The sequence below is a fragment of the Mesorhizobium sp. BE184 genome (genome assembly GCF_031457045.1).
Lineage (GTDB): Bacteria > Pseudomonadota > Alphaproteobacteria > Rhizobiales > Rhizobiaceae > Mesorhizobium.
This window is the reverse complement of record NZ_JAVDVU010000002.1, coordinates 175573-199309: the sequence shown is the minus strand read 5'-3', so window position 1 is coordinate 199309 and position 23737 is coordinate 175573. Positions and strand designations below refer to the sequence as shown.

General features: G+C 61.7%; 21 protein-coding genes and 1 pseudogene. 8 read left to right on the top strand and 14 right to left on the bottom strand.

Annotated features, from left to right (window positions below):
• Position 1 precedes the first annotated feature (1 nt).
• On the bottom strand, positions 2 to 979 hold the full coding sequence (locus J2X35_RS09135; RefSeq protein ID WP_056114895.1) for a tripartite tricarboxylate transporter substrate binding protein: 978 nt from the start codon (positions 977 to 979) through the stop codon (positions 2 to 4).
• 247 nt (positions 980 to 1226) lie between these two features.
• On the opposite strand from J2X35_RS09135, the gene J2X35_RS09130 reads away from it, so the two are divergent.
• The 5 genes from J2X35_RS09130 to J2X35_RS09110 all read left to right on the top strand — a co-directional run bounded on the left by J2X35_RS09130 (position 1227) and on the right by J2X35_RS09110 (position 6944).
• A complete protein-coding gene (locus J2X35_RS09130; RefSeq protein ID WP_162246436.1) occupies positions 1227 to 2327 on the top strand; it encodes a LacI family DNA-binding transcriptional regulator in 1101 nt (366 codons plus the stop codon).
• Positions 2328 to 2402: 75 nt separating this feature from the next.
• Positions 2403 to 4541: an acetate--CoA ligase family protein gene (locus tag J2X35_RS09125; RefSeq protein ID WP_310184506.1), complete on the top strand. Its 2139-nt coding sequence runs from the start codon at positions 2403 to 2405 to the stop codon at positions 4539 to 4541.
• Between the two features lie 28 nt (positions 4542 to 4569).
• On the top strand, positions 4570 to 5712 hold the full coding sequence (locus J2X35_RS09120) for a thiolase C-terminal domain-containing protein (RefSeq protein WP_310184505.1): 1143 nt from the start codon (positions 4570 to 4572) through the stop codon (positions 5710 to 5712).
• Positions 5705 to 6139, top strand: a complete 435-nt coding sequence (locus J2X35_RS09115) for an OB-fold domain-containing protein (protein ID WP_310184504.1) — start codon at positions 5705 to 5707, stop codon at positions 6137 to 6139. The genes J2X35_RS09120 and J2X35_RS09115 overlap by 8 nt, the downstream gene beginning before the upstream one ends.
• A gap of 25 nt (positions 6140 to 6164) precedes the next feature.
• Positions 6165 to 6944 (top strand): enoyl-CoA hydratase-related protein, encoded by a 780-nt coding sequence (locus tag J2X35_RS09110; protein ID WP_310184503.1) that lies wholly within the window; start codon positions 6165 to 6167, stop codon positions 6942 to 6944.
• Between the two features lie 103 nt (positions 6945 to 7047).
• Here J2X35_RS09110 and J2X35_RS09105 read toward each other — a convergent pair whose 3' ends face one another.
• The 6 genes from J2X35_RS09105 to J2X35_RS09080 form a co-directional block, all read right to left on the bottom strand.
• Positions 7048 to 8439 (bottom strand): MmgE/PrpD family protein, encoded by a 1392-nt coding sequence (locus tag J2X35_RS09105; protein WP_310184502.1) that lies wholly within the window; start codon positions 8437 to 8439, stop codon positions 7048 to 7050.
• Positions 8440 to 8511: 72 nt separating this feature from the next.
• A complete protein-coding gene (locus tag J2X35_RS09100; RefSeq protein ID WP_310184501.1) occupies positions 8512 to 9570 on the bottom strand; it encodes an Ldh family oxidoreductase in 1059 nt (352 codons plus the stop codon).
• Between the two features lie 31 nt (positions 9571 to 9601).
• On the bottom strand, positions 9602 to 10570 hold the full coding sequence (locus J2X35_RS09095; RefSeq protein ID WP_056114916.1) for a tripartite tricarboxylate transporter substrate binding protein: 969 nt from the start codon (positions 10568 to 10570) through the stop codon (positions 9602 to 9604).
• 20 nt (positions 10571 to 10590) lie between these two features.
• On the bottom strand, positions 10591 to 11793 hold the full coding sequence (locus tag J2X35_RS09090) for a CaiB/BaiF CoA-transferase family protein (protein ID WP_310184499.1): 1203 nt from the start codon (positions 11791 to 11793) through the stop codon (positions 10591 to 10593).
• 4 nt (positions 11794 to 11797) lie between these two features.
• Positions 11798 to 13300, bottom strand: coding sequence for a tripartite tricarboxylate transporter permease (locus J2X35_RS09085; RefSeq protein WP_310184498.1), 1503 nt, complete (start codon positions 13298 to 13300; stop codon positions 11798 to 11800).
• A gap of 10 nt (positions 13301 to 13310) precedes the next feature.
• Positions 13311 to 13766, bottom strand: a complete 456-nt coding sequence (locus J2X35_RS09080; protein ID WP_162246437.1) for a tripartite tricarboxylate transporter TctB family protein — start codon at positions 13764 to 13766, stop codon at positions 13311 to 13313.
• 204 nt (positions 13767 to 13970) lie between these two features.
• Here J2X35_RS09080 and J2X35_RS09075 point away from each other — a divergent pair, with 204 nt between their 5' ends.
• From J2X35_RS09075 to J2X35_RS09065, 3 genes are all read left to right on the top strand, one after another.
• Positions 13971 to 15110 carry a mandelate racemase/muconate lactonizing enzyme family protein gene (locus J2X35_RS09075; protein WP_310184496.1) on the top strand — a complete coding sequence of 380 codons (1140 nt, stop codon included), beginning with the start codon at positions 13971 to 13973 and terminating at the stop codon, positions 15108 to 15110.
• Positions 15111 to 15231: 121 nt separating this feature from the next.
• On the top strand, positions 15232 to 16101 hold the full coding sequence (locus J2X35_RS09070; RefSeq protein WP_310184495.1) for a fumarate hydratase: 870 nt from the start codon (positions 15232 to 15234) through the stop codon (positions 16099 to 16101).
• Positions 16102 to 16162: 61 nt separating this feature from the next.
• Positions 16163 to 16741, top strand: coding sequence for a fumarate hydratase C-terminal domain-containing protein (locus J2X35_RS09065; protein WP_310186079.1), 579 nt, complete (start codon positions 16163 to 16165; stop codon positions 16739 to 16741).
• A gap of 67 nt (positions 16742 to 16808) precedes the next feature.
• Here the strand turns inward: J2X35_RS09065 and J2X35_RS09060 are convergent, their stop codons facing one another.
• The 7 genes and pseudogenes from J2X35_RS09060 to traA all read right to left on the bottom strand — a co-directional run bounded on the left by J2X35_RS09060 (position 16809) and on the right by traA (position 23650).
• Positions 16809 to 17795 (bottom strand): NAD(P)H-quinone oxidoreductase, encoded by a 987-nt coding sequence (locus J2X35_RS09060; protein ID WP_056114937.1) that lies wholly within the window; start codon positions 17793 to 17795, stop codon positions 16809 to 16811.
• Positions 17795 to 18061: a hypothetical protein gene (locus J2X35_RS09055; RefSeq protein ID WP_310184493.1), complete on the bottom strand. Its 267-nt coding sequence runs from the start codon at positions 18059 to 18061 to the stop codon at positions 17795 to 17797. The genes J2X35_RS09060 and J2X35_RS09055 overlap by 1 nt, the downstream gene beginning before the upstream one ends.
• Before the next feature lie 278 nt (positions 18062 to 18339).
• Positions 18340 to 19164, bottom strand: coding sequence for a helix-turn-helix domain-containing protein (locus J2X35_RS09050; protein ID WP_310184491.1), 825 nt, complete (start codon positions 19162 to 19164; stop codon positions 18340 to 18342).
• Positions 19165 to 19355: 191 nt separating this feature from the next.
• Entirely contained in the window at positions 19356 to 19550 is a 195-nt protein-coding gene (locus tag J2X35_RS09045; protein WP_310184490.1) for a hypothetical protein, read from the bottom strand.
• A gap of 105 nt (positions 19551 to 19655) precedes the next feature.
• Positions 19656 to 19988, bottom strand: coding sequence for a hypothetical protein (locus J2X35_RS09040; RefSeq protein WP_310184487.1), 333 nt, complete (start codon positions 19986 to 19988; stop codon positions 19656 to 19658).
• A gap of 275 nt (positions 19989 to 20263) precedes the next feature.
• Positions 20264 to 20470, bottom strand: a complete 207-nt coding sequence (locus J2X35_RS09035; RefSeq protein WP_310184486.1) for an AlpA family phage regulatory protein — start codon at positions 20468 to 20470, stop codon at positions 20264 to 20266.
• Between the two features lie 127 nt (positions 20471 to 20597).
• Positions 20598 to 23650: pseudogene (gene traA / locus J2X35_RS09030) on the bottom strand (Ti-type conjugative transfer relaxase TraA).
• Positions 23651 to 23737: the final 87 nt, after the last annotated feature.

The window sequence follows — 23737 nt, the reverse complement described above, 5'->3', positions numbered from 1 at the left end:
CTCACTCGGGCTTCAGTCCAATGCTTTCGACGATGGCCTTGCTGGTTGCCATCTCCTTTGCCAGGTAGTCTTTCGCCTCGGCCGACGTGCTGGCGATAGCCTCGATGTTCTGGCCTGCGAGCCTGTCCTTGACGTCTTGCTCGGCGAATATTTCGGTGAGGGCGCCGTTCAGCTTGTCGGTAATCGCAGCCGGGGTCCCGGCCGGTGCGATCAGCGCAAGCCAGTTCTGATACTCGAACCCCGGAACGGTCGCGGCAATCGGCGGGATTTTTTCCGTACCCATGGGCTCGGTGCCGGTATGAGCAAAGAACTTCATCTTTCCGCTTTCGACGAACGGGCGCACCGTCTCGTAGCCTGAAAACACCATGTCGACGAAGCCGCCCGCCACATTGTTCAGGCTTTCGCCCGCGCCCTTGAACGGGATCTCGCGAATTTGAATGCCTGCTTTTTCGTTGAAGAGGCCCAAGGCCAGCTGGGCGCTGGCGCCGCGGCCGGATGTGCCGGCGGTCAGTTTGCCCGGATTGGCCTTGGCGTAGTCAACCAGCTCCTTTACATCCTTGAAGGGTAGGTCGCTACGAACGCCCAGCACGAAAGGGTAGGAGGTCAGAATCGAAACCGGCGTCAGCGACTCGGTCTTGTAAGGCAGGTTGGCATAAAGAAACGGGTTGTTGGCGAAGGCTCCGGTGACGACGAGGAATGTGTAACCGTCGGGTGCGGAGTCAGCCAGCAAGGCCGTGCCGATGACGGAATTGCTGCCGGGATGGTTCTCCTTGATGATCGGCTGGCCGAGTTTCTGGCCCAGCTTGTCGGAGAAGGCCGCGGCCACGGCGTCCGTGCCGCCGCCGGGGGCGTAGGGAATGATGAATTTGATCGGCTTGTTCGGATAGTCGGCGCTCTGCGCGCTCGCTGCTCCGATCGAAACTGCCGAAGACACGACCATGGTCGCGGCCAGGGCCAAGGTGCGGATTATCTGTCCCATTCACTCCTCCAAGTATTATGGACTTTTCAGTATTTTGCCGGGGCTGAGCAGCAAGCGACGCATACCGGCGCAGCAGGGCCCGCAGCGGTCTCCCTTGTTGCCTACGGGCCATCGCAGCAGGCTTCTTCAAACACGTTAGCGAAGAAAGACAACGTTGTCTATCCTGTTTTAACAGGCTATGTTCGGCCATACTGCAGCGGGCTTCGGCCGCATCGGACACCTCGGCGCCAACAGCATGGATAGTCACTTGAGCAGAGCGACAGACGACAAGGACACAAAGAACGCGACCCTGATCGAGGTGGCGAAAGCGGCGGGCGTCTCCGTCAGTACCGCTGCGCGTGTCATGCGCAATTCCGGCTATCCGGTCGATCAGAAACTGAAGGATAGGGTCAGTGCGGCGGCAAAGCTCGTCGGCTATGTTCCCAATCTCGTGGCCAGGCGGTTGCGCGGTGGCAGACAGGGTGTGGTCGGGCTTGTCATCGGCGATATGCTCGACTCGCACTACGGCATCATCGCCGAAAGCGTCACCGAACGAGCGGAGACCGCTCACTCGACGTTTGCCATCGTCTGCAACATGCAGCGCGATCCGCTGCTCGAGATCAAGTATCTGCGCAAGCTTCTGGAATATCGGGTGGACGGCGTCATCCTCGCCGGCGGCGGGTTCGACCAATGGACGCATCAAAAGGCCCTTGCGGATACCGTCGAGGAACTGAACCGGGCCGGCACCATTGTCGCCTCGCTTATGCCTAGAAACATAGAAGTTCCTGTTTTTTCAGCAGATAATGAAGCTATCGGCATAACCAAGGCAAAATTCATCGTCCAGAATGGGCACACCAAGATCGGCATTTTGCTCGGCCCGGCCCGCAACGACATGACCAAGCAGCGGATGCAGGCGATGACCAGTTATCTGTCGGGGCATATGGTCGATTATGCGATCGCCAACATCGATTCGACTCCCGAGGCCGGAGCGCTCGGGGCTGCCGAAATGCTGGCCCGCAATCCCGACTTCAGTGCGCTGATCTGCGGGTCCGACGCGATCGCCTTCGGAGCGATAAATTACCTTCGAGGCGAGGGGATCGACATTCCCGGGCGGATTTCGGTGATGGGGCTTGGCAATACGCGACTGGCGACCCTGTGCACGCCACGGCTGACAACGGTCGAGATGAACTTTGACCGGGCAGGCAGCGCAGCACTGGATTTCATCATATCGCACGATGCCTCAGCCGCCGGCGATCCGGGTGCGGTCATTCCGCATTCGTTGGTCATCGGCGAATCCTTCGCCGGGCTCAACGGTTCGGGAGGACTTATTGCCGGGACCGCACAGCCGCTGGGCGCGGCGCCTCGCTGATGGCTTGTTCTTGACAGCCGCAAATTCGCAGATTAATGCCAAGACAACGTTGTCTTTATGGGTCTCGCATCGAAAATGCTTTTGAAGTCCGCTCCCTGCTCGGCTCCCGCGCTGTCTTCTCCCAAGGTGATCGCGGTCGCCGGAGCTTCCGACATCGAGGGCGGCAATTATTACGGCGCCAGGGTGCTGGCAAATCTGGTCGAGGGCGGCGCTAAAGCGACGATCTATCCGGTCAATCCCAGGCTGGCAGGCACTAGACTGCTCAACCTGCCGGTCTATGCGTCCCTTTCGGATCTGCCTTCGCCTCCGGACACGGTTTTCGTGGTGACGCCGATCAAATTCGTCCTTCCGACACTGGAGGAAGCTGCGAAACTGGGGGTGGCGACGAGTGTCGTGGTGACGGCCGAGGGCGGCAATGAAACCGAACGACGCCTATTCCGCCAGCGGATATCCGAGATCGCCCGAACGTCCGGGATGAGGATCATCGGGCCGAACTCGATGGGGCTGATGAATGGCACGCTCAGCCTGAATGGGAGCTTTGCGTCAGGCACGGTCGGCGGGCGTATCCCGCCAGGCAGCATCGCATGCCTCTCCCAGAGCGGCGCGACGCTGTCGGCCATGCTGCAGTGGTTCGGCAATTCCAAGGTCGGCTTCTCTTGGCTTGTCAGCACCGGCGACGAAAGCGCGACCGGTGTCGAGGAGCTGATGCAGGCGATGGCCGACGATCCGGAGGTCCGGTCGATCATGCTGTTCCTGGAGGGGATCGGCGATGGTGTTGCCTTCCGGCGAGCGGCGCTGGCGGCCAGAATGGCCGGCAAACCGGTGACCATGCTGCAGGTGGGCAAGTCCGAAAAGGGCAGGGAGGCCGTCCAGTCTCATACCGGCCGCGTGGCCGGAACACGTGAGGTCTACGCTGCGGTGGCGCGGGAGACGGGCATCATCGAAACCGAGAATTTCGTCGAGTTTTTCAGCATTGCCCGAACGATGGCGCAGCGCCCGCAGCGGCCCGACAATCTGCCCCGCAAGCGGCGGGCGGCGGTCATCTCGGTTTCCGGCGGCGCGGCTTCGCTCAGCGCCGATCAGGTCTACGCGCTTGATTGGGAAATGCCGGAGTTTTCGTCGTCGATGGTCGCAGCGATCGCGGACGCCACCGGGCAATCCGGGGTTCACAATCCTGCCGATATCGGTGGCGCCTGGCGCAACCCCGAGAAGATGACCCGCGCGATCACCGCGATCGCAAAGGACGAAAGCATCGACACCATCTTTCTTTCGATGGGAGCCGGCGGCGTCTTCGCAGAGGGCGTGGCGGAGGCGATCGTCACGGCAGCCAAGGCCATCACGCAGGATTTGTTCGTCGCCTGGGTCGGCATGCCGGATGCGGTCAAGCAAATCTTCGACAGCGCCGATGTCCCGGCTTTTGCAGACTTTCCGCTGGCGGTGCGCGCCGCGGAGGCGTGTGCGAAGTTCAGCGAAAGCCAGGCAGGCCGCAAGGATGCGGCGGCGCTGCTCGAGATACTGTCCGGCGCTCCGGCAGACACGCCGCCGGCAACGGCTGCCGCTTCGGGGATATGGACCGTTGTCGAGGCGCTGGGTGACCTGCGCGAGGCCGGCTTGCCTTGCGCTGCTTTCGATGTCGTCGAGGCGCTCGATCCAGGCGAGGTCGCAAAACGCGCCGAGCGGATCGGCTTTCCGGTGGCGCTAAAGCTCAGCTCGCCCGATCTGAATCACAAATCCGACGATGGCGGGGTTGCCATACGCCTGGCCGACGGGCCGGCAGTGGAAGCCGCGGTAGAGGCCTTCAGGAAAATCGCCGAGCGCAAGAAGCTGACCGGCAGTTCCGTGCTGATCCAGAAAATGGAACAGGGGCTCGAACTTCTGGTGGGCATCAAGCGCGATCCGTCCTTTGGCCTGGTTCTGGTTGTCGGCCTCGGCGGCACATTCGCGGAAATTCACGGCGAAGTCGCCGCGACCGTGCTGCCGACGACCCCTTTCATGCTGCGCGATCTCCTGTCGAGGAACAAAAAATTGAACACGCTTCTCGACGGTTACCGCGGCCAGCCCGCAGCGGACCGCGAGGCGCTGGTTTCGTTCCTGGCCAGTTTCGCCCGTTGGGCGCTGGATAAAGGCGAGGCGCTGCAGGAGGTCGATCTCAATCCGGTCATGATATCGGGCGGGCATATATCGATCGTCGATGCGCGTGCCGTCTGGCACTGATCAAGCAAGAAAACGAGGAGGACGGCCGGTGCTCGGCAGAACAGAACAGGCCTGTATTACAGGCGTCGGCAATACCGAATATCGCAAGAAGATCGACCGCCCGGCAGAGATTCTGGCGATCGAAGCTGTGCTGGCGGCGGCTGCCGACGCGGGCATCGATCCGAAGCAGATCGACGGGATAATCCCCTATCCGGGGCATATCGGTGACGACGTCATCCAGGCGGAGCTGGGTCTGAACCCGCGTTTTCGCGTCATGATCGACATGGGTGGCTGCAGCGCTGTGTCGGCGCTTCGGGTCGCCGCGATGGCGGTGCTGAGCGGCGCGGCCAATCATGTGCTGCTGTTCCGCGGTCTCAAGGGAAGCTCCGGCGCGCGCAAGGCCGACCGCCCGTCCTTCCTGCCCGGACAGCCTTTCCGCCGCCACCTTGAATATGTGTACGGCATGAATACGCCGGCACAGCGCTATGCGGTGCTGTGCCAGCGATACAAGCATGAATACGGGCTGGAACGCCGCACGCTCGGCGAGATCGCGCTTGCCGCCCGCGCCCATGCCAACCTCAACCCCAATGCGCAGATGCATGGGCGCGATCTGACCATGGACGACTATCTTGGCGGGCGGCTGATCGCCGATCCCTACACGCTTTTCGACTGTTGCCTTGAAACCGACGGAGCCAGCGCGGTCATCGTCTCCGCCCGCAACGAGGCACGCGACATCCGCATCCTTTCGGTTGCCGAAGCGCAAGGCGCTTCTCCCGACGATACATCCAATCGCGATCCGTTTCTGGACATCGGGCTGACGCAGGCAGCCAACCAGGTCTGGAACGACCTTGGCATGGGGCCGCAGGATATGGACGCGGCGATGGTCTACGATTGCTTCACCTTCGAGGTGCTGCATCAGCTTGAGGAAGCGGGCTTTGCAAAACATGGCGAAGGCGCCGCCCTGGTCGCCGACGGCGGTATCCGGCTGGGCGGAAAGCTGCCGGTCAACACGCATGGCGGGATGCTGTCGGAGGCGCACCAGGCGGGTCTCAACCACGTGGTCGAGGCCGTGCGCCAATTGCGCGGCGAATGCGGCGTCCGCCAGGTCGAAAACGCCCGCCTTGTCGCCGTGACCGGCTGGGGACAACTGGGCGACGGCAGCTTCGCCGTGCTGGGAGGACAGAATGTTTGAACTTGATCAGGTCCCGGTCCCGGACCTTGGCAATCCGAATTTCGCGCCTTTCTGGGAGGGAACCCGCGCCGGGGAGTTGAGGATCCAGAAGTGCAGCCGTTGCGATGCCCATCGCTGGCCGCCACGCATCACCTGCCGGAACTGCGGATCGACCGATGTCGAATGGACGCGCGTCGAGCCGCGCGGAACGCTCTATACTTTCACGATCGTCGGCCGCCCCACGGCAAAAGGATACCCGGCCGTGCCCTACACGGTGGGGTTCGTGACGCTCGACCAGGCGCCCCGGGTGCGCATCGTTGGCAATGTGGTCGATATCGATCCATCGGCCGTGACAATCGGCATGGCGCTCAAGGGCCGCTTCGTGCCCGCCGGGCCAGACGGTGAGATGACGCTCATTCACTGGTCGCCGGCAGAGGCCGGAGCCTGAGGGCTGGCCAAAAGGGAGTTAAGAGATGGACGGACTGCTCTACAGCAAGGTCGAGGACAGAGGCCGTATCCGGATCGTGACGATCAACCGGCCGGAAGTGGCGAACGCGCTCAACCGGGAAGCCAGCCACGAACTTGAAGCGGTGTGGAACGATTTCGCCGCCAATGACGATCTGTGGGTCGGCATCGTGACGGGCGCTGGCGATCGCGCCTTCTCCGCCGGAAACGATCTGAAGGCTCAAGCCGCCGGCAAACGCGGACCGCGGCCGCATACCGGCTTCGGCGGCCTTGCCATGCGCTTCGATCTGGCCAAACCGGTCATCGCCGCCGTCAACGGTCTTGCGCTCGGCGGCGGTTTCGAGCTGGCGTTGGCCTGCGACCTGATCATCGCGTCGGAGAACGCCTATTTCGGACTGCCGGAGGGCAAGGTCGGAATGATCGCTTCCGGTGGCGGCGTGCAAAGACTGCCGCGCATTATCCCGCAGAAGGAAGCACTGGGCATCATCCTGACGGGACGCCGGGTCACGGCGGAAGAGGGGCGCAAGCTCGGGTTCGTCAACGAAGTCGCCCCGGTTTCGAAGGCGCTGGACGTGGCGCTGACCTGGGCGGAGCAAATTCTCGAACAGGCCCCCGTCGCCGTGCGGGCTGCCAAGGAGGCCGTCCATGCCTCGCTGGACAAGCCAACGCTCGAGGAGGCCATCAGGACGGTCTACCCCATTCACTCGACCTTGAGCGACACGGAAGACTTCATCGAAGGGCCTAAAGCTTTCGCTGAAAAGCGAAAGCCGGTCTGGAGGAATCGCTAGACTGACGGCAGCGTCTGAACGCTCTGCAAGACGCAAACGAAGGTGAAGTTGCTGCCACGCGACTCCTGGGCGAGTGTTCCTTCTTCTGGAGGACTACATTGGTTCAGGAGGCAATTGATCGCAGCGGTGCGAGAAGAGAACCCACGTCGGAAACGGTGTCTATGGTCAAGATCTTGTCTATGAGATCGTCGGCCGCGGACGCAGTGATGACGCCTGCGACGTTGGCCTGGAACTTGTCGACGAGGACTTCCTTCGATGCCGGGTTTCTTGCCGTACCGGGCATGTCCGCGACGGTGTGCTGCAACGTGCTCCCATCATTGAATACGATGGTGAGGACGCCGCGCGAGCGTGAAGTGTCCGCGGCCGCGATCGGATCGGCGATGTGGACGACCTTGTCGGCCAGAGCGTTGATACGCGGGTCCTTCAGGCTCTCCGGCGAAAAGGCGTTCTTGTCGAAACGGCCCAGCACCAGGGCTTCCGCAACCGTATGCTGAAGGCTTATCCGTCCGTGCCACGAGGTTGCCGGCCGTCGCTTTTCGCCGACAGGCTCGCAAACCGTGTGGAACGAGCGCGGCATGATTTCGCAACGGATTTCGGCAATCGCATCCAGATCAAGGGGATGGGACGCGCGCAATGTCAGCGCTGCCAGGATGAATGGCATCAGCGTATAGGCGACCGGATAAAGCTTGGTGGCGATGTTCAGCACCTCCCATCGTGATCCCAGTCCGTCAGTCACCTGACCGAAACGAAATTCAGGCTGGGACTGCACATAGCTCCTGAACCAACCGAATCGGCCTTCGAAAACCGCGCTCGGTCCGGAAATGCCTTGCCTGGCCAGGGCTGCCGAACGGATAGCGGCGGCGGCCGCGAATCCGACGTGAAGCGTCTTGGTCGAGCTGCCGTCTTCGAAGGAAGCTATCGAGCCGGCTGACAGGCTGGCTGCGGTCCCCACCGCGTGGACGGTCTGCTGAACGGAAAGACCGTTCAGCCGCGAAACCGCATAGGTGGCCCCGAAGACGCCATAGAGGCTCGTCGGATGGAGGCCCAACTCATGCATCCTGACCGGAGAGACAAGCCCAAGGCGGCACAGGATTTCCGATCCGACGATCATGGCCTCGAGCAGTTGCCGCCCGGACAGGCCGTTGGCTTGGGCAATGGCCAGCGCCGGCGATGCTATCACGCCGGCAACATGAATGTTGCTCGCCACATGCGTATCGTCGAATTCGAGGACGGCCGAGGCGACGCCGTTGATGAATGCAGCGCCTGCCAGAGAGGTTTCGCGATTTCCCATGAGAGAAAAGGCGCCGTGGCCTCCGCCGTCTGCCTCATCCTGCGCGCGGATCGCTGCCGAGACGCTTGGATGATCCCACGATGCGATGACAACGCCCAGTATGTCGAGGAGCCGGAGCTTGAGCGCATCGACGACGTCCTGAGGCGCGTGCTCCAGAGAAAAATCATGCGCCCACGCGGCGAGTTCGGCATTGAGTGATTTCATGTCCGCAGAATAACCCCTGATGGAAAGATGCGTCCCGCGAGAACACGCATGAATGCACCGCGTTGCGTGCCTTCACGGCGAGCTCAAGTTTTTCAGAAACTCCGGAACGTCCACGTTCAAGCGGCGCGCGCGCGCGACAAGCGCGTCGGCGACGGGCTCCGCAATTTCGATCGTGCCGTCGTTGTGGGCGAGCGCCTCGGCACTGCGCTCTCCTGGTGTGAACAGCCTGTCGACGCCCTCGGCGCGGCTGGAGGTTCTGACCCTCTCGATTGCCCGCGCCGTTTCATCGAGAAAGCCGTCGAGATCCCGGAAGCGCGAGACGTCGAGAACGATGAAGATATAGGACGAGGACGGTGGAGGGGATGCTCCCGCGGCGTCTTGACTGGAGATCCAGCTGTCTCCGCCCGAGAAAAGCCTTGCCATGAGATCGATGACGAACGACAGGGCAAAGCCCTTGGCTCCGGCCATCGGCAGCAGGAACCCAGCCATGGCGGCTTCCGGATCCGTCGTCGGGTTTCCCGACGAATCGAGCGCCCAGTCACCGGGTATGGGTTTTCCGATGGCCTTGGCATGACGAATGCGGCCGTACGTTCCGGCGCTCGTCGCCATGTCCAGGACAATCGGTCCCTCGGCTGCGGGAATGCCGACAGCCAAAGGATTGGTGCCGACCAGCCGCTCGATGCCGCCGGGAGCGGGCATGACCGGCCTTGTGTTGCCCATGGCGACCGCCGCGCAACCGGCTTGCGCGGCGATGCGCACATAGCGCCCCATAACACCAGTATGCTGGCCGCGTCGCACGGCGACCGCCGCGACGCCATTTTCGCGCGCGGCTTCTATGGCGATGCCGATCGCTTCCTCAGCAGCAAGATGCCCTTCCATATCGCCCGCGTCGAGCACGATGGCGCCGCCCGAACGACTGACGACGATCGGGACCTCGGCCGTCGACATGGCGCCCGATGCAAGGCGAGCAAGATAATTCTCGGCTTGCAGGACGCCATGCGACGGGCGTCCGGAAAGGTCAGCCTCGATCAAGGCGGCTGCGACCCGCCGGGCGGCATCTTTCGACAATCCGCACGCATGAAAAAGATCCTGCAGGAACTGGTCGAGATCCTTCGACGGAACGTTTTTCATCACGGTTACCAAAGCCTCCCGGTCAACCGAGTCATTGTGCCTTGATGCCTGCTTCCGAGATCACTTTGCCGAATTTTTCGTAATCATCACCGATGACGGCGCCGAATTTGTCGGGCGTGCTGGGGTCTATCTTGGTTCCGACCTTGGCGAAAAATTCCTTCGCCTTATCTGTCGCAAGATAAGCGAGGATGGCTTCATTGAGCGCCTTGACGATCTCCGGGGGCGTTCCCTTCGGCGCGACGAATCCGTTCCAGGCCGTTAACTCGTAGCCGGGGACCTGTTCGGCCACGGCGGGAACTTGAGGCAGCACCTCGGAGCGCTGTGCGCTGGTTACGGCGAGCGGGATCAGTTCGCCAGCGTTGATATGGGGCACGGCGGTCGTCAGCGTATCGAAGGCGAATGGCACCTGATCGGAGATCAGGGCGGCGAGCAGATTGCCGCTTCCGGTGAACGGGATGTGGACGGATTCTCCCTTGATGGCCTGCAGAAGCATTTCCATGGATAGATGCTGGCTGTAGCCGATACCGCCGCTGCCATAATCGAACTTTCCGGGGTTGGCTTTTACCTTCTCGATCCACTCGGCAAGCGTCTTGACCCCGAATGACGGGTTCACGAGCAGGACGTTCGGCGCCGACGATACCTTGGCGATGGGAGCGAAGTCGGTGACGGGGTTGTAATTGACCTTGGGGTTCAGCGAGGGAAGGATCGAGAAGGAAGAGAAGACGAAACCGATCGTATAGCCATCGGGCGCGGCGGCCTTGACAGTCGTCGCGGCTAGCGCACCACCTGCGCCTGGCATGTTGTCGACGACGAAGGTCTGGCCGAATGTCTTCCCCAACTGGTCGGCGATGAGCCGCGAGACCGTATCGGCGGTGCCGCCCGGGGATGAGCCGACGACGATGTGGACGATGTCCTTGGGATATTTCGCATCCTGCGCGCTGGCGCTGGAAAGGAGAGCGAGGCTCAGGCAAATGGACGTTACAAGCGATGCGACTTTCATGAATTTCCTCCCGTCGTTTTTCAGATCGTGCCGGCCTTGCGAAGCGCGGCGATTTCTTTTGCGGTGTAACCGAGTTCATCAAGCAGATGCTCGGAGTGCTCGCCCATGCGCGGCGGCGGGCGGTCCATGCGGGCGCCGCCATGCGCGAGTTTGAACGCGGCTTTCGGCACGGTTATCGAGCCGGCAATTCCCGGCTCGTTGTCGAAACGATGCAGAATGTCGCGGCTTTGCAGTTGCGGGTGGGCGAGTGTCTCGGGCAGGGTCCAGATACGCGCGGCGGGTATGTGGTTTGCCTGGAACCATTCCTCCCACTGCTGCGCGGTTTTGCCGAGAAGGATAGGCTGCAGCACCTCGCGCTCGCGCTGCGCGTCCGCGCGCCGCTGCTCGTTGTCGGACTTGACGAGTTCAGGATGTCCCAGCAACTCCCATAGCCGGCGCTGCTGCCGCAGATTGATGGCTGCGAGCTGTAGCTTGCCGTCCGCGGTGTCGTAGAGGCCAACGGTCGCGAATTCATGTCGGTTGCCGCCGGCCTTCGGCTCGCGGCCTGAACGGCTGTGGTTGGTCAGGTGCGCGCCAAGCAGCATGAGGGCTGTGTCGAGCATCGACAGGTCTATATATTGGCCTTTGCCGGTCCGCTCGCGTTGCAGCAGCGCGGCGGCAATGGCGAAGGCCCCCATGGCGCCGGTGGAATAGTCGATTGCCGGAGTTCCCACCTTCATCGGTACGGTTTCAGCCGTGCCATTGACCATCATCATCCCGGACACGGCCTGGATGACTTGATCGTAGCCGGTTTGTCCGCCGCGAGGACCTTCCTGTCCGAAGGCGGATATCGAGGCATAGATCAAGCGCGGGTTCAAAACGCGCAGATCCGAATATCCGAGACCCAATGCCTTCATCGCGCCGGGCCGGAAATTCTCCACCAGCACATCCGCCGTCGGCACCAGGCGGCGCAGAACGTCGCGTCCCGCCTCGCTCTTCAGGTCGAGTGTCAGTGAGCGCTTGCCGCCGTTCTGTATGATGAAGTGCGTCCCTATCCGATCCTTCGACAGGGCAGGATCGACGCCGTCGGTGCGGGTCTGATCGGGATCGTGGGGGTTTTCAATACGGATGACGTCCGCGCCGAAGACGGCGAGCTGATAGGTCGCGAACGGGGCCGCCAGCACATGCGTGATATCAAGCACCCTGATCCCGTCGAAGGGTCGCATCGAATGAACATCGGACATGGTCTCAGTCCTCGACAAAGACTTCTTCGCGGCGTCTTGCGATGGCCGGCGCGCAGATTATGAGCAGCGCCAGGACCGCCGCGACAAGGAAGCCGAGACTGATAGGCTCGGTGAGGAAAACGGTCGGATCGCCGCGCGACATCAACATACTGCGCCTGAGCTGCTCTTCGAGCATCGGGCCGAGGATGAAGCCAAGCGTCAACGGCGCAGGCTCGCAGCCAAGCTTCATGAACACGTAGCCGAGAAGGGCGAAGAACCCCAGTTCGCCCATGGAAAACAGGGTCCCCGAGGCCGAATAGATGCCGACAGCGCTGAAGGCCATGACGGCGACCACCAATACGGGATAGGGGACGGTCAGGAACCGGACCCACAGACCCACGAGCGGCAGATTGAGAAGCACCAGCATCAGGTTGCCGATCCACATCGACACGATGAGCCCCCAGAACAGATCGGGCTGTTTGACGATGATTTCCGGGCCGGGCTGGATGCCTTGGAGGATCATCGCGCCGATCATGAGCGCCATGACCGCGTTGGAAGGCAGGCCTAGCGTCAACATGGGAATGAAGGCCGTCTGCGAGCCGGCATTGTTGGCACTTTCGGGCGCGGCCACGCCTTCGATGGCGCCGTGGCCGATCTCGTCGCGGTTCTTCGAGACCTTCTTCTCGACGATGTAGGCTGCGAAGGAAGACAGCATGGCGCCGCCACCGGGAAGGATGCCGAGGGCGGAGCCGATCAAGGTGCCACGGATCGTTGGGGCAATGATGCGCTTCAGATCGCTCAGCGAAGGCATGAGCCCGGTCACCTTCTTGGTCAGGACCTCGCGGGTCTGATGTCCTTCAAGGTTTTTCAGAATTTCGGCGATACCGAACAGACCGATGGCAAGCCCGACGAAATCGACGCCGTCGGCAAGTTCAAGCATGCCCATATTGAGCCGGGCCGTGCCCGAATAGATGTCGGTGCCGATAGTGCCCATGAGAAGGCCCAGCAAGACCATAGCGATCGCTTTGAGCACCGACCCACGGGCGAGGACGACGGAGGCGATAAGCCCCAACACCATCATCGAGAAATAGGAAGGCGGCCGGAAGGCCATCGCCACCTTGCTCAAAGGCGCGGCAAAGAGCGCGACGATCACCGTTGCGATGGTTCCAGCGAAGAAAGACGACAGGGCCGCGGCCGCCAGGGCTGGCCCCGCCCTTCCGTTTCGCGCCATCTGATACCCGTCCAGCGTGGTGATCGCGGACGAAGCTTCGCCGGGGAGGTTGAGAAGGATCGCGGTCGTGGATCCTCCGTACTGGGCGCCGTAATAAATGCCGGCCAGCATGATGAGCGCCGAGGCCGGCTCCATCGAGAAGGTTACGGGCAGCAAAATTGCGATGGTTGCGAGCGGGCCTACGCCCGGCAGAACGCCGACCAGCGTGCCCGCCAGCACGCCCACGAAGCAGAAAAAGATGTTGTTCACCGCCAATGCGACGTGAAACCCGAGTGCGAGATTAGAGAGGAAATCCAAAATGTGTCTCCTAGCGCAGCCAGTCGCCCAGCAATGGGAGGCCGATGTCGAGCCCAAAGCTGAAAATGCCAACGCAGACGGCCGTGACCGCTGCCGACAGAGCGACGGAGCGGATTGGGGTCATACCCTTCACCGCCATCGATGCACACAGGCACAGCCCGAGCAGCGCAATCACCAGACCCAGCGGCCGCATGGCCAGACCAAAAAGCAGGAGCCCCAGCGGAAAAAGGATCAGGGCTCTCCACGGCACATTTTCCAGGCTGACGGTCTCGTTCTGCACTCGCCAGCCCTTGATCGCTATGACGACACCGAAAACGAGGAGCAAAAGGCCCACGGCGGCGGGGAAGAAGCCTGGTCCCATGCGGAATGTCGTTCCAAGCGCGAGTCCTGAAAAAGCCGAGGCGGCAAACCATGCGCCAAACCCGGCGAACAGCAATCCGGCGGCCATGTCGGCGTTGAGCTTCAAATTCTGCATAAGGAAATAGGCATTCTTTTTTGGAGAGGACGTTTGATAAATTTCCGCGATGATAGATCAGTCATTTGGATCGATGAGAGCTAGTCTCGGGCCGTTTCGGCAAGCGAAATCTCGGGAGAGACACTGAACGACGATGTCGCGCTGCAGGCACATTGGCTGCCGCACCGGACGAGATTGGGGATATGAGATTTAAACATGAAGATAACCCGTGTCATTTGCCACGCCTATCGCATGCCTCTCAAGACGCATTTTGCTTCCAGCAGAGTGAAGATGACGCATCGGGAACTGGTTGTTGTGGAACTCCAGACCGACGGCAGCGAGACGGGAGTGGGCTGGTCCACGACGGCGGGCGTCGGCGCCGCGGCGGCCCACGCCCTGATCATCGGTTACCTCGCTCCCATGCTGGTTGGCTCGGATCCCCGCAATAACGAACGGATCTGGCAACAGCTATGGATGGAATGCCATGCCGCTGGGCCGGGCGGGATCACCACGCTTGCGCTTTCCGCCATCGACATCGCTGTGTGGGACCTGAAGGCAAAGGCGGCTGGCGAGCCGCTTTATCGAATGCTCGGTGGCGCCAGACAAAGCGTCGATGTCTATGCCAGCGCCATAAACCTGGGTCTGTCGACGGCCGAATTGGTGACGCAGGTCCGCCACCAACTGGCCGACGGCTACAAGGCATTCAAAATCAAGGTCGGCCGACCTGGACCTTACGACGATCTCGAACGATGCAGGGCGGTACGCGACGTTATTGGCGACGAGGGCATCCTTATGCTGGACGCCAATCAGAAGTGGTCGTTACCCGAGGCGCTCCAGCGCATCCGCATACTCTCGGACGTCGGGCCACTTTTTGTCGAAGAGCCTCTGCTGTCCGATACGATCGACCCGCATGCGAAGCTGCGCGCGGCGACGGGCGTCCCGATCGCCGTTGGCGAGCAGCTTTGCAACCGCTTTGAGTTCTGGAACTACTGTCGCGAAGGCGCCGCTGACATCCTCCAGCCGGACGTGTGGAAAGTCGGAGGGATCACCGAGTTCCTCAAGATTGCGGCGCTTGGCGCCGCCATAGGGATCCCGATCTCCCCGCACGGGGCCATGGAGATTTCCGTTCATCTGGCGGCCGCCCTTCCCAACGCCATGCATGTGGAGAATATTTTCGGTCTGAATCTCTTCGACTTCGGCGCGACCCGCCAAGCGCCCGATATCGTGAAGGGGAGGATTACGCCATCCGATACTCCGGGTCATGGCGTGGTGTTCGCGCGCGAGGCATTGACGGAACATCTGCTTGTTCCCGGCGAAGAGATAGAGCGCAGTCCGCTCTACCTGCCGTTGGCATGAGATACCTGCCGGTCAACAGCGAAGTCGGTGCGATGTTCCGGTCGTCGAAACGGGCGCGCGGCCTCATGTTCACGGGTAAGCCGAGAGAATATGCGGGACTGTTCCGGTCCGGGAGGTTGGCTTGCCGATAACCTATGACATCGTCCGCAAGGCGGCGCGCGACCTTTATGGCTGGTCGCTGAAGAAGGTTCCGGACGATACTCTGGCCGCGCTCGCCGAGGCCAGAACGCGCGAGACAAATCCCGCCTCGCAAAAGACGCTCGATTTCATGCGGGCGGCGGCGTTGGCGGCGGAGCGCGAAGATCGCCACGCCTGCTCCGATGCCGGGTTCCCGACATATTTCGTCAAAGTCGGAACGCGGCTGACGCTGGATGGCGACATCCGTCGTGCTTTCGTCGACGGGTTCGCCGACCTCGTCGCGACTATCCAGCCACCGATCCTGAAGTTCATCACCCATCCCCTTACGCTTGAGCGCAGCTACGAGGGCAGGGACATGCCTATCCTGTCCTTCGATATCCTCGACGGTGCGGACTACATCGAAATCACCTGCTCGCCCAAGGCGCTTGGTTCCGGGCGCTGGGCCGACCTGAAGGTGTTCAGCTACCCGAAGATCGCCGAGATCGAGGAATACTTCATGCAATGCGTACTGGAGGCCGGCTCGCAGCATTGTCCGCCGGTGGTGATCGGCATGGGCATCGGCGGTTCTTTCGACCACGCGGCCAAGATGGCCAAGCGCGCGACGTTGCGCAGGATCGGCAGCGTTCACGACGACCCGATGGTCCGTGACATGGAAACGCGCCTCCTGGCTGCCGTCAACAGGACCGGCTTCGGACCGATGGGCACGGGGGGCGATACCACCGCGCTCGCCGTCCACGTCGATTATGCACATGGGCACGGGTTCGTGCCGGTCGCCGTCTGCTTCAATTGCTGGATCAACCGGCGCACCACCCTGCGGATTGCCGACGACGGGACGGTAACGCGAGTTGAATAGCGCCGCAGATAATATCCGCCGTCTCACGCTGCCGCTTTCACGCGTCGAGGCGAAGAGCCTCATGGTAGGCGAAACCGTCCTGCTCGACGGTGAGGTCGCCGCGACGGCAGGACTCCCGGCGCACCAACGCCTGCTCGAAGCGCTCGACGGCAAACGGCAGATGCCGTTCCCGCTCGCTGGCGGCGCGATGTTCCATCTTGGCAGTTCTTGCCGCGAGGAAGCCGGCCGTTGGTTGCCAAATTATGTGAACCCCACGACCTCGACTCGGTTCGATGCGTTCATGCCGCGCATCATTCGTGAGCTGCAGCTGACCTCGATAGGCGGCAAGGGTGGTATGGACAACGCTTGCGTGGAGGCAATGAAAGACGCGGGCTGCGTCTATTTCTCCATGCCCGGCGGAGCTTCGCCTTTGCTCAGCAATGGAGTCGCTGAACGTATCGAGACCGGCTGGAACGATCTCATCGAGCAATTCCGCCTTTCGCGGTTCCGCCTCGACGGTTTCGGCCCGGTGACGGTCGCCATCGATGCGCATGGCCACTCGATTTATCACACGCTGCAGGAACAGGCGGCGAACCGTCTGCCGGACATCCTGAAGGATATGGAAGAAGCCCGTCGTTCGGCCGACTTGCGACGACGATAGCCGGCCAATCTCAAATCGGGTGCGATGCGGATGGCATGGGCCTGAAGATAGAGCGCATGGTCGACGGTCAGCATCTCACGGTTACAACGATTTTACCGATCTGCTCATTTCGGTCGAGCATGGCGTGGGCAGCGGACATATGGTCGAAGTCGAAGACTTCGTGGATGCGTGTGGCGATCGTGCCGGTCTCGATCAGGGGCCAGACCCGGCTGACGAGTTCGCACGCTATGCGGCCTTTGTACTCTGCCGGGCGCGGGCGCAATGTCGATCCCGTCAGGGTCAGCCGCCGTCGTACCAGGGCGCGCGTGTTGACTTCCGACACCTCGCCAAGATGGCTGGCCAACAGCACCAGACGTCCGTCGAAGTCGAGCAGGTCGAGTTGCTGTTGCGTGTAGGGCCCGGCCTGACCGTCGAGCACCATATCCATGCCCTTCCCGCCCGCCGCAGCACGGATCTGGTCCGGCCAGTCAGCATCGTGGTAGTCGACGGCTGCCTTCGCGCCAAGTTCCAGGCAGACCGCGCGCTTTTCCTCGGTTCCGGCAGTGGCATAGGTTTCCGCCTGGAAGAGATGACGCGCGATCTGCAGCGCGGCGATGCCGACGCCGCTGGTGCCGCCCTGAACCAGCAGGTGCTCGCGATGGCTAAGGCGACCGAGCCAGACGACATTGTTCCAGGCGGTGAAGAAGACTTCCGGTAATGAGGCGGCCTCAACCATGCTCAGCCCTTTGGGGATGGGCATGGCCTGCACGGCGGGCACACAGCAGAATTCCGCGTAGCCGCCGCCGTTCGCAAGAGCGCAGACCTTCATGCCGAGCAGCGCTTCGTCAACGCCGGCGCCGATAGCCTCGACTGCCCCGGCGATATCGAGCCCGGGCAGATCGCTGGCATTTGGTGGTGGAGGATAGAGGCCCCGGCGTTGCTGGACGTCGGGCCTGTTCAGGCCGATGGCCTCCACGCGGACAAGGATTTCGCCGTCCGCTGGAACCGGCTTTTCCCTATCCACGATTTCGAGGACTTCCGGGCCGCCCGGGCGGGTTATCGCGATCGCCTTCATCACGAAGCGCCTACGGCCCGCTCCATCCGAGCGGACCAGTCCGCGCCGTCGAGCGCGTTGCGGGGTGCGGCGCCTTCAGCTGCGGCGACTGCATCGCGCGCTTTTGTCAGTTCTGCGGAACCTGATGAAATCAGGGCGCGCATGGTGTGGGGCGTGGGGCCAAGGACCGCCGCTTCATAAGCATCGGCCAGTGCGATCGCCTCGCTGTCGGAAACGCGCGGGATCCGTACGGGCTCGCCTTTGGGGTGGATGGTGTCAAACTTCATGAATGTTTACTCCAGCCCTTAAGCTCAAACATCTTTGCGGTGCATTCAAAGGCGATGGCGGACCGTTCCGACAAGCGAAATCCGGAATGCAGCGGCATCTGCCCAAGGCGGGGCAGTCGAATTGCGAAAATCCGCGCCCGTCGCTCCTTGGCGGTGTTGGAAGACTACCTTGCGGCTTCGGCCAGCGGATCCAGTCCTTTGCCTACAACCGTCGAACCTTCGGTTTCCTTGGAAGGGTCGGGTCGACGGCCGTTCGACGTCCTTATTGTTTATAAGGATCAGACAATGGCGCGCAGTTGTTCGGAGCCGGCATCGGTGCCCCGCAGCCTTTCGGTATCGGCAGTGATCTGTGCGCTCACCTGCTTCAGCTTGACCGCATAATCGCGAAACAGTTCGTGAGACTTGATGGCAGAGCGAAAAAACGTCATGCCGAGAGTGGCCCGTACCCTGCCGTCAAGAAAAATCGGCACCGCGAGCGTGTTTGAATTCCGCGGCTCGGCGCGAGTGTCGCGCAAGGCGTAACCGGCGCGGCGAATGGATTTGACCAGCATCTTCAAATAGTCCTTGTCGGCGGCGATCTTCGACGCCATCGGGTCCTCGCTGCGCGCCGCGATCTTGGCAAAAGATTCGATTTCCTCGTCGTTGCAAAAAGCGAGGTAGGCGCGTCCGAGCGCTTTCGTGAACAGGTTGAGATGCATGTTGATCGTGGAATGGAAGGGGGACATGGGACTGTCAGGTACAGTCGAGAGGCGCACGACCATGGAGTTGGCGTCGAGGACCGCGATCGATACCGGCCAGTGCAGTTGACGTGTGAGCTGAACCGCCCACGGACGACCGGCTTCGATAAAGAGCGGATCGCCGTGATATCCGCTCGATAGCGAACTGACGAGCGACGTCAGTTGATATCCCGAATGGCGCTCGTCGTTGATGACATACCCGGCGCGCGCCATGGTCTTGAGGAAACGCACGAGTGTCGGCTTGGGCAGGCCCGTATCGCGATAAAGGTCCAGAATGGTCGAGTTGGGCCTCCGGTTCATGCAGGACAGGATTTGCAAGGTTCTCTCGGCCGCCCGGATATATCCGCCGTCTTCTTCCTGGGACAAGCCGCGTTCCTTCCGTCAGCCAATTCAGAGATCCGTGGGGCAAGCATAGAAGATGAGCTCGCGAAGGCGCAAGGCGTTAAGGCCGTGCCTGCCAGGGCTCTCGCGCCCATCAGGAACTGACGAACCAGAAGCCGGCTTTAATTGGTGCAATTGCAAGGCTTCAATCATAGGGGTGGGTCAATCCCGGCGCGCTAAGTCGCTTTGCTCTGAGTCGAGTTGCGAAAAGGCACATCGTGGGTTTGCCGATACCGGTCCATCTTCATCGCAAGTTCGGTGGTGATGGAGATTTCTTCCGGTCCCGCGCGCACGAGATCGGCATCCTGCAGAAGGTCTGCAAGTGCTTCGGCGAATGTCGCAAGAATCGCGCGAGGATCGTGTTCCTCCATAAGAGCGCCCACCATTTAGTACGAGCGTATCAGCCATGCCGAAACGGCAGAAGCAGCAAAAACGGGATCGTCACGCGCGGTCCCGCTTTGAAGTTATGAGGATCATTAGTACGGCAGCTCGGTCTGGCTGTCGCCGACGGGCAGGATGAAGATCATGCTTTGGCGCTGGGTCAGCTCAATCGGCATGATGTCGAAGGCGAGCAATCCGCCCCCATTATTGCCCTTGCGGGGCCAGATGGTACCGATCTCTTTCGGCTTTCCGAACTGGTCTCGTCCCTCAGTGTCTGTACCTTCCTCGGTGCGGCAGCCGTTGCGATAGGATTTCGGCTTTTGGCGGCTACAAGATCGCCGGCAATGACCGATTTGAAGGCGCCAAGCGGGCATTCGCCCGCGAAGGCTTCGTCGGCTTTTGCTCAGAACTGCCAGTATTTTACCCATATGAAACCCATCACGATCTTCCGCGCTTGAGGGCTAAAAACCCATACTTCAATCTTTTGATTTCATTGGATGAAAATGGTGCCAGAGGCGGAATCGAAGTGTAAGCTATGTATTTGAATTTAATTAGAAATCGTCAGTGAGGGTATTGATCGATACCCTCAAAATTACCCAATCTAAAATCATACCGGTGCTTCGGTTCCACTATCCACTGAAAAAGCATGAAGATGATATAGATGCTATTATTTCACCAGCTCTCGCAACCGGATTTATCGGGTTTAATCACCCTCTCGCCTCTGCCTCCAAGATACCGGATCCTCCACCCACCGATTGACATCGGATTCGCGCCAGCCCGCACCGTTGATGCTGATTTTGATCTGAGCCGGGAACGTGCCTTCGGCGATCTTGCGGTACATGGTTGAGCGGGACAGGCCGGTCCGGGCAAGGACAGTTCTGCTGCGGATGATGCGATCGGGTTCGGGCATGGCGCGCCTGTCTCCTCCTGAGTGCCTCTGATATCTGATGGTTCACACGAAACAGGCTGCATCGGTCAGGCAAGACGCATCCCCGCCCCACCGCGATGTGGCGTGGAAACGGAGGCAAATCGGATGGTCAGATTCCGATGCCTTTGCCTCGGCCGAGCCCGATGCCATGGTTAAAGGCGAGTTCCGCCCCGAGACGACGGCCGGATTCGATCCGAATGCCGAGCGCCTTCTTATGATTAGCAAGCAGGGATTCAAGTTGAGGATCGCGTTCGAGGCTCTTGGCCATATCGGACATGGCCGAGCGCGTTGACTTGTAGCCGGACATGTCGCCGACATGGTATTGCTCCCGTCCCGTCCGGTCGAGCTTTTGCCAACGTTCCACGAAGCGGTCGGCGCGGCGGCTGGGATCAATGTCCATCCCGGTGCGGATTTCCGTTTCAAGCTGGAGAGCAAGCACGATGCGGCTGACGCGGCCGGCGGCCGCCTCGCGCACAAGGTCGGGATTTTTAACATAGGCCGCTTCGGCATCGCGCCAGCCATGCGGCCGCACCTTCTCAAACGCGCTACGGGCATCCTTCAGTTCCTGCATCTGCTCCGGACTGCCCTGGCCATGCGAGTTTCCAGTGCTGAGGATCGCGTCGAGTGCGCGCGCGTGACGCACAAGCGACTGGGTGCGGGCTCGGCGCATTTCTGTTTCGGGGTTCCCCCGCAGATCTGTGTCGCGCGGCATTGCCCTGGCAGGAGGATCTCCTTCCGGCGTCGGGCCTGGATCTCCGATCCGCACCCCAACTTCTTCCCTTCCCGGCCCGCGCCCACCTTGGTGGCTGGGCTCGCCGTCTGCGGGCGAGCGCAACCCGTCCAGCAATCCGCCAATCCTGTCGCGCAGCTTCTCCGGAACGACCCGGCGCACAATCTCGACCAGACGCTCGCGGAACGTGATGCCGCGCCGTTCGGCATAGTGTTGCGCCGGGTCGACCTGCTCGTAATCCGATGCCATGTCCTTGGCGCGATCACGCGACAGCGTGCGGACGAGCCGGTCTCGTGTGGCGAAGTCATCGCCGCCGTAATGCAGGTCCATCCCGTCGCGATGCCGCGACAGTGCGACGTAGCTGCCATGTGCATTCATGCCCGGCGTGGCGAGCACATGGGTCCGGTCGACGGTCATGCCCTGCGCCTTGTGAATGGTCGCGGCATAGCCGTGGTCGATGTGCGCGTAGTCTTTCAGGTCGAACCGCACCGACCTGTCGTCATCGGTGCGAACCGTCATGCTCTGTGTGGTGACTTCTTCCACGATGCCGATCGTGCCGTTCTTGACGCCAAGCCCGCGCTCGTTGCGCAGGAACATGACCCGGTCACCGCTGGCGAAGGCCCTTGCACCGCGTTCGACATCCACGTGAACCTCGTCGCCGAGATCGCCAGCAGCGCGCATGCGCTCGCGCGCTGCCTGGTTCAGGACGGTCACCTCGTCGTTTGTGTGGGTGAGGATGATCCGGCTTGCCTCTGGATGCGCCTGCCTGTCTCGATCCCAGCGCTCGACGAGATCACTGCGCGCCTCGTCGCGCGTCGCAGCCTGATGCACCATGCCCTGAGCGTCGTAGGCGCTGATCGCGGCGCCGACCCCGCCGGTTGCCAGATCGCGCGTCGCATCGCGCTGCCAGTCCTGGCGCTGCCGCGCACCTGACCGATTTCGACGCCGCCGTGTCGCTCGTGAATCGAGCGGAATGCAGCACCGGCTTCGATTGCCTGCAACTGCTGCGGATCGCCGACGAGAACGACTTTCGCGCCGACGTCCGCCGCATGGGAGAGCACGCGCTCCAGCTGGCGCGTGCCGACCATGCCGGCCTCATCGATCACCAGGATATCGCGCGCTGTAAGCAGATCGCGGCCCTGTCCCCAACCATGCTCCATACTGGCGATGGTGCGTGAGGGGATGCCTGATCCGCCCTCCAGATTCTCGGCGGCAATGCCGGAGAGTGCGGCGCCTCGAACCTCGTAGCCGGCCGCTGCCCATGCCTGTCGCGCAACGCCCAGCATGGCGCTCTTTCCCGTCCCGGCAAAGCCGACAACGACACCAAGACCGCGACCATCGGTGATATGCACCAGCGCATCGGTCTGCTCACCTGACAGGACAAGACCGACCTGCTTGGCATTAGCCAGAGCGCCATCGCGATGTGCGTCACTTACTGCATGGTCCTCCTGTCCGGCCAGGCGTTCCGCCGCGCGGTGAAGGCGCTGTTCGGTCTCGATCATCTGCTTGGTGGCAAAACGGTCTTCGCCGCGCCGATCCTTGCCGAGTTCGACCAGATCGGGTGCGTTGGTGATGGCGGCCACGACCGCGTTGAACTGCTCCATTCCATCGCTGTGGCGATGCGAGAACTTCGCGATGTCTTTTCGGGTGAAGGTCGATTGTTGATGCGTGATGGCATCGAGCGCCAGGTGAGGATCGGCAATGATGCGCGCGCCATTGTTGCGCGCGATCTCGCGATGCAGTTCGGCGCGATCAGCTTCACTATCGCCAGCGGCAACGCCGCTGCCTTCGATGCGTTGCGCCGGTGCACCAATCTGGGTTTGCGGCTCCAGGGCGATGCCCTGCGCTTCCAGGCTGCGATGATCGATGCGGGCGTCGATATCGAGTTCGGCCAGGCGTTCATTGGTCAGCTCCGCCCATCGCTCGCGCCAGCGCTCGACCAGCTGGGTAGCATTCCAGTCTCGAACCTTGGCACCAAAACCGTTCTCGTCCACGGGCCGCATGGTCAGCATGACATGAGCGTGCGGCTTGGGACTGCCATCCTCGGCCCTGTCCCAGTGGACGTTGAGATCGGCGATCATGCCCTTGCTGACAAACTCGACTTGAACGAAGTCGCGCGCCAGTTCGATGCCTTGCGCCTGGCTGAGTTCACGCGGGAGCGCAAACTCGACCTCGCGGGCAAGCTGGGCATCCTTGCGGACCTCGAACGCCTCGACATCGTTCCACAGCCGTTCGCGGTCGCGCCAGGCCTCCGGCGCATCCTCCGGCAGCATCACCTCGGAATGGACGACACCGCGCTTGGCCGAAAAATCATGGCTGCGTTCGATCCGCTCGTCGCGCAATCGCGAGGCCGAGCGGTAGGCAGCCGACGCCACAGCACTGCACCCAGCCTTGCGGCCAATGACCTTGACGTGAAGATGATAGATCGCCATCGCGACAGGATCATTTGCACAGCAAACCGCACGTCGGCACGACGTATAAGCGCGCCCTCCCTCGAAAAATTCTCGGGATGGACCAGC

Excerpts from the sequence above, each read along its gene's own strand:
- J2X35_RS09135 (WP_056114895.1), bottom strand. The coding sequence starts at position 979 with ATGGGACAGATAATCCGCACCTTGGCCCTGGCCGCGACCATGGTCGTG.
- J2X35_RS09125 (WP_310184506.1), top strand. The coding sequence starts at position 2,403 with ATGCTTTTGAAGTCCGCTCCCTGCTCGGCTCCCGCGCTGTCTTCTCCC.
- J2X35_RS09115 (WP_310184504.1), top strand. The coding sequence starts at position 5,705 with ATGTTTGAACTTGATCAGGTCCCGGTCCCGGACCTTGGCAATCCGAAT.
- J2X35_RS09110 (WP_310184503.1), top strand. The coding sequence starts at position 6,165 with ATGGACGGACTGCTCTACAGCAAGGTCGAGGACAGAGGCCGTATCCGG.
- J2X35_RS09105 (WP_310184502.1), bottom strand. The coding sequence starts at position 8,439 with ATGAAATCACTCAATGCCGAACTCGCCGCGTGGGCGCATGATTTTTCT.
- J2X35_RS09100 (WP_310184501.1), bottom strand. The coding sequence starts at position 9,570 with ATGAAAAACGTTCCGTCGAAGGATCTCGACCAGTTCCTGCAGGATCTT.
- J2X35_RS09095 (WP_056114916.1), bottom strand. The coding sequence starts at position 10,570 with ATGAAAGTCGCATCGCTTGTAACGTCCATTTGCCTGAGCCTCGCTCTC.
- J2X35_RS09090 (WP_310184499.1), bottom strand. The coding sequence starts at position 11,793 with ATGTCCGATGTTCATTCGATGCGACCCTTCGACGGGATCAGGGTGCTT.
- J2X35_RS09075 (WP_310184496.1), top strand. The coding sequence starts at position 13,971 with ATGAAGATAACCCGTGTCATTTGCCACGCCTATCGCATGCCTCTCAAG.
- J2X35_RS09065 (WP_310186079.1), top strand. The coding sequence starts at position 16,163 with ATGGTAGGCGAAACCGTCCTGCTCGACGGTGAGGTCGCCGCGACGGCA.
- J2X35_RS09060 (WP_056114937.1), bottom strand. The coding sequence starts at position 17,795 with ATGAAGGCGATCGCGATAACCCGCCCGGGCGGCCCGGAAGTCCTCGAA.
- J2X35_RS09055 (WP_310184493.1), bottom strand. The coding sequence starts at position 18,061 with ATGAAGTTTGACACCATCCACCCCAAAGGCGAGCCCGTACGGATCCCG.
- J2X35_RS09045 (WP_310184490.1), bottom strand. The coding sequence starts at position 19,550 with ATGGAGGAACACGATCCTCGCGCGATTCTTGCGACATTCGCCGAAGCA.
- J2X35_RS09040 (WP_310184487.1), bottom strand. The coding sequence starts at position 19,988 with ATGGGTAAAATACTGGCAGTTCTGAGCAAAAGCCGACGAAGCCTTCGC.
- J2X35_RS09035 (WP_310184486.1), bottom strand. The coding sequence starts at position 20,470 with ATGCCCGAACCCGATCGCATCATCCGCAGCAGAACTGTCCTTGCCCGG.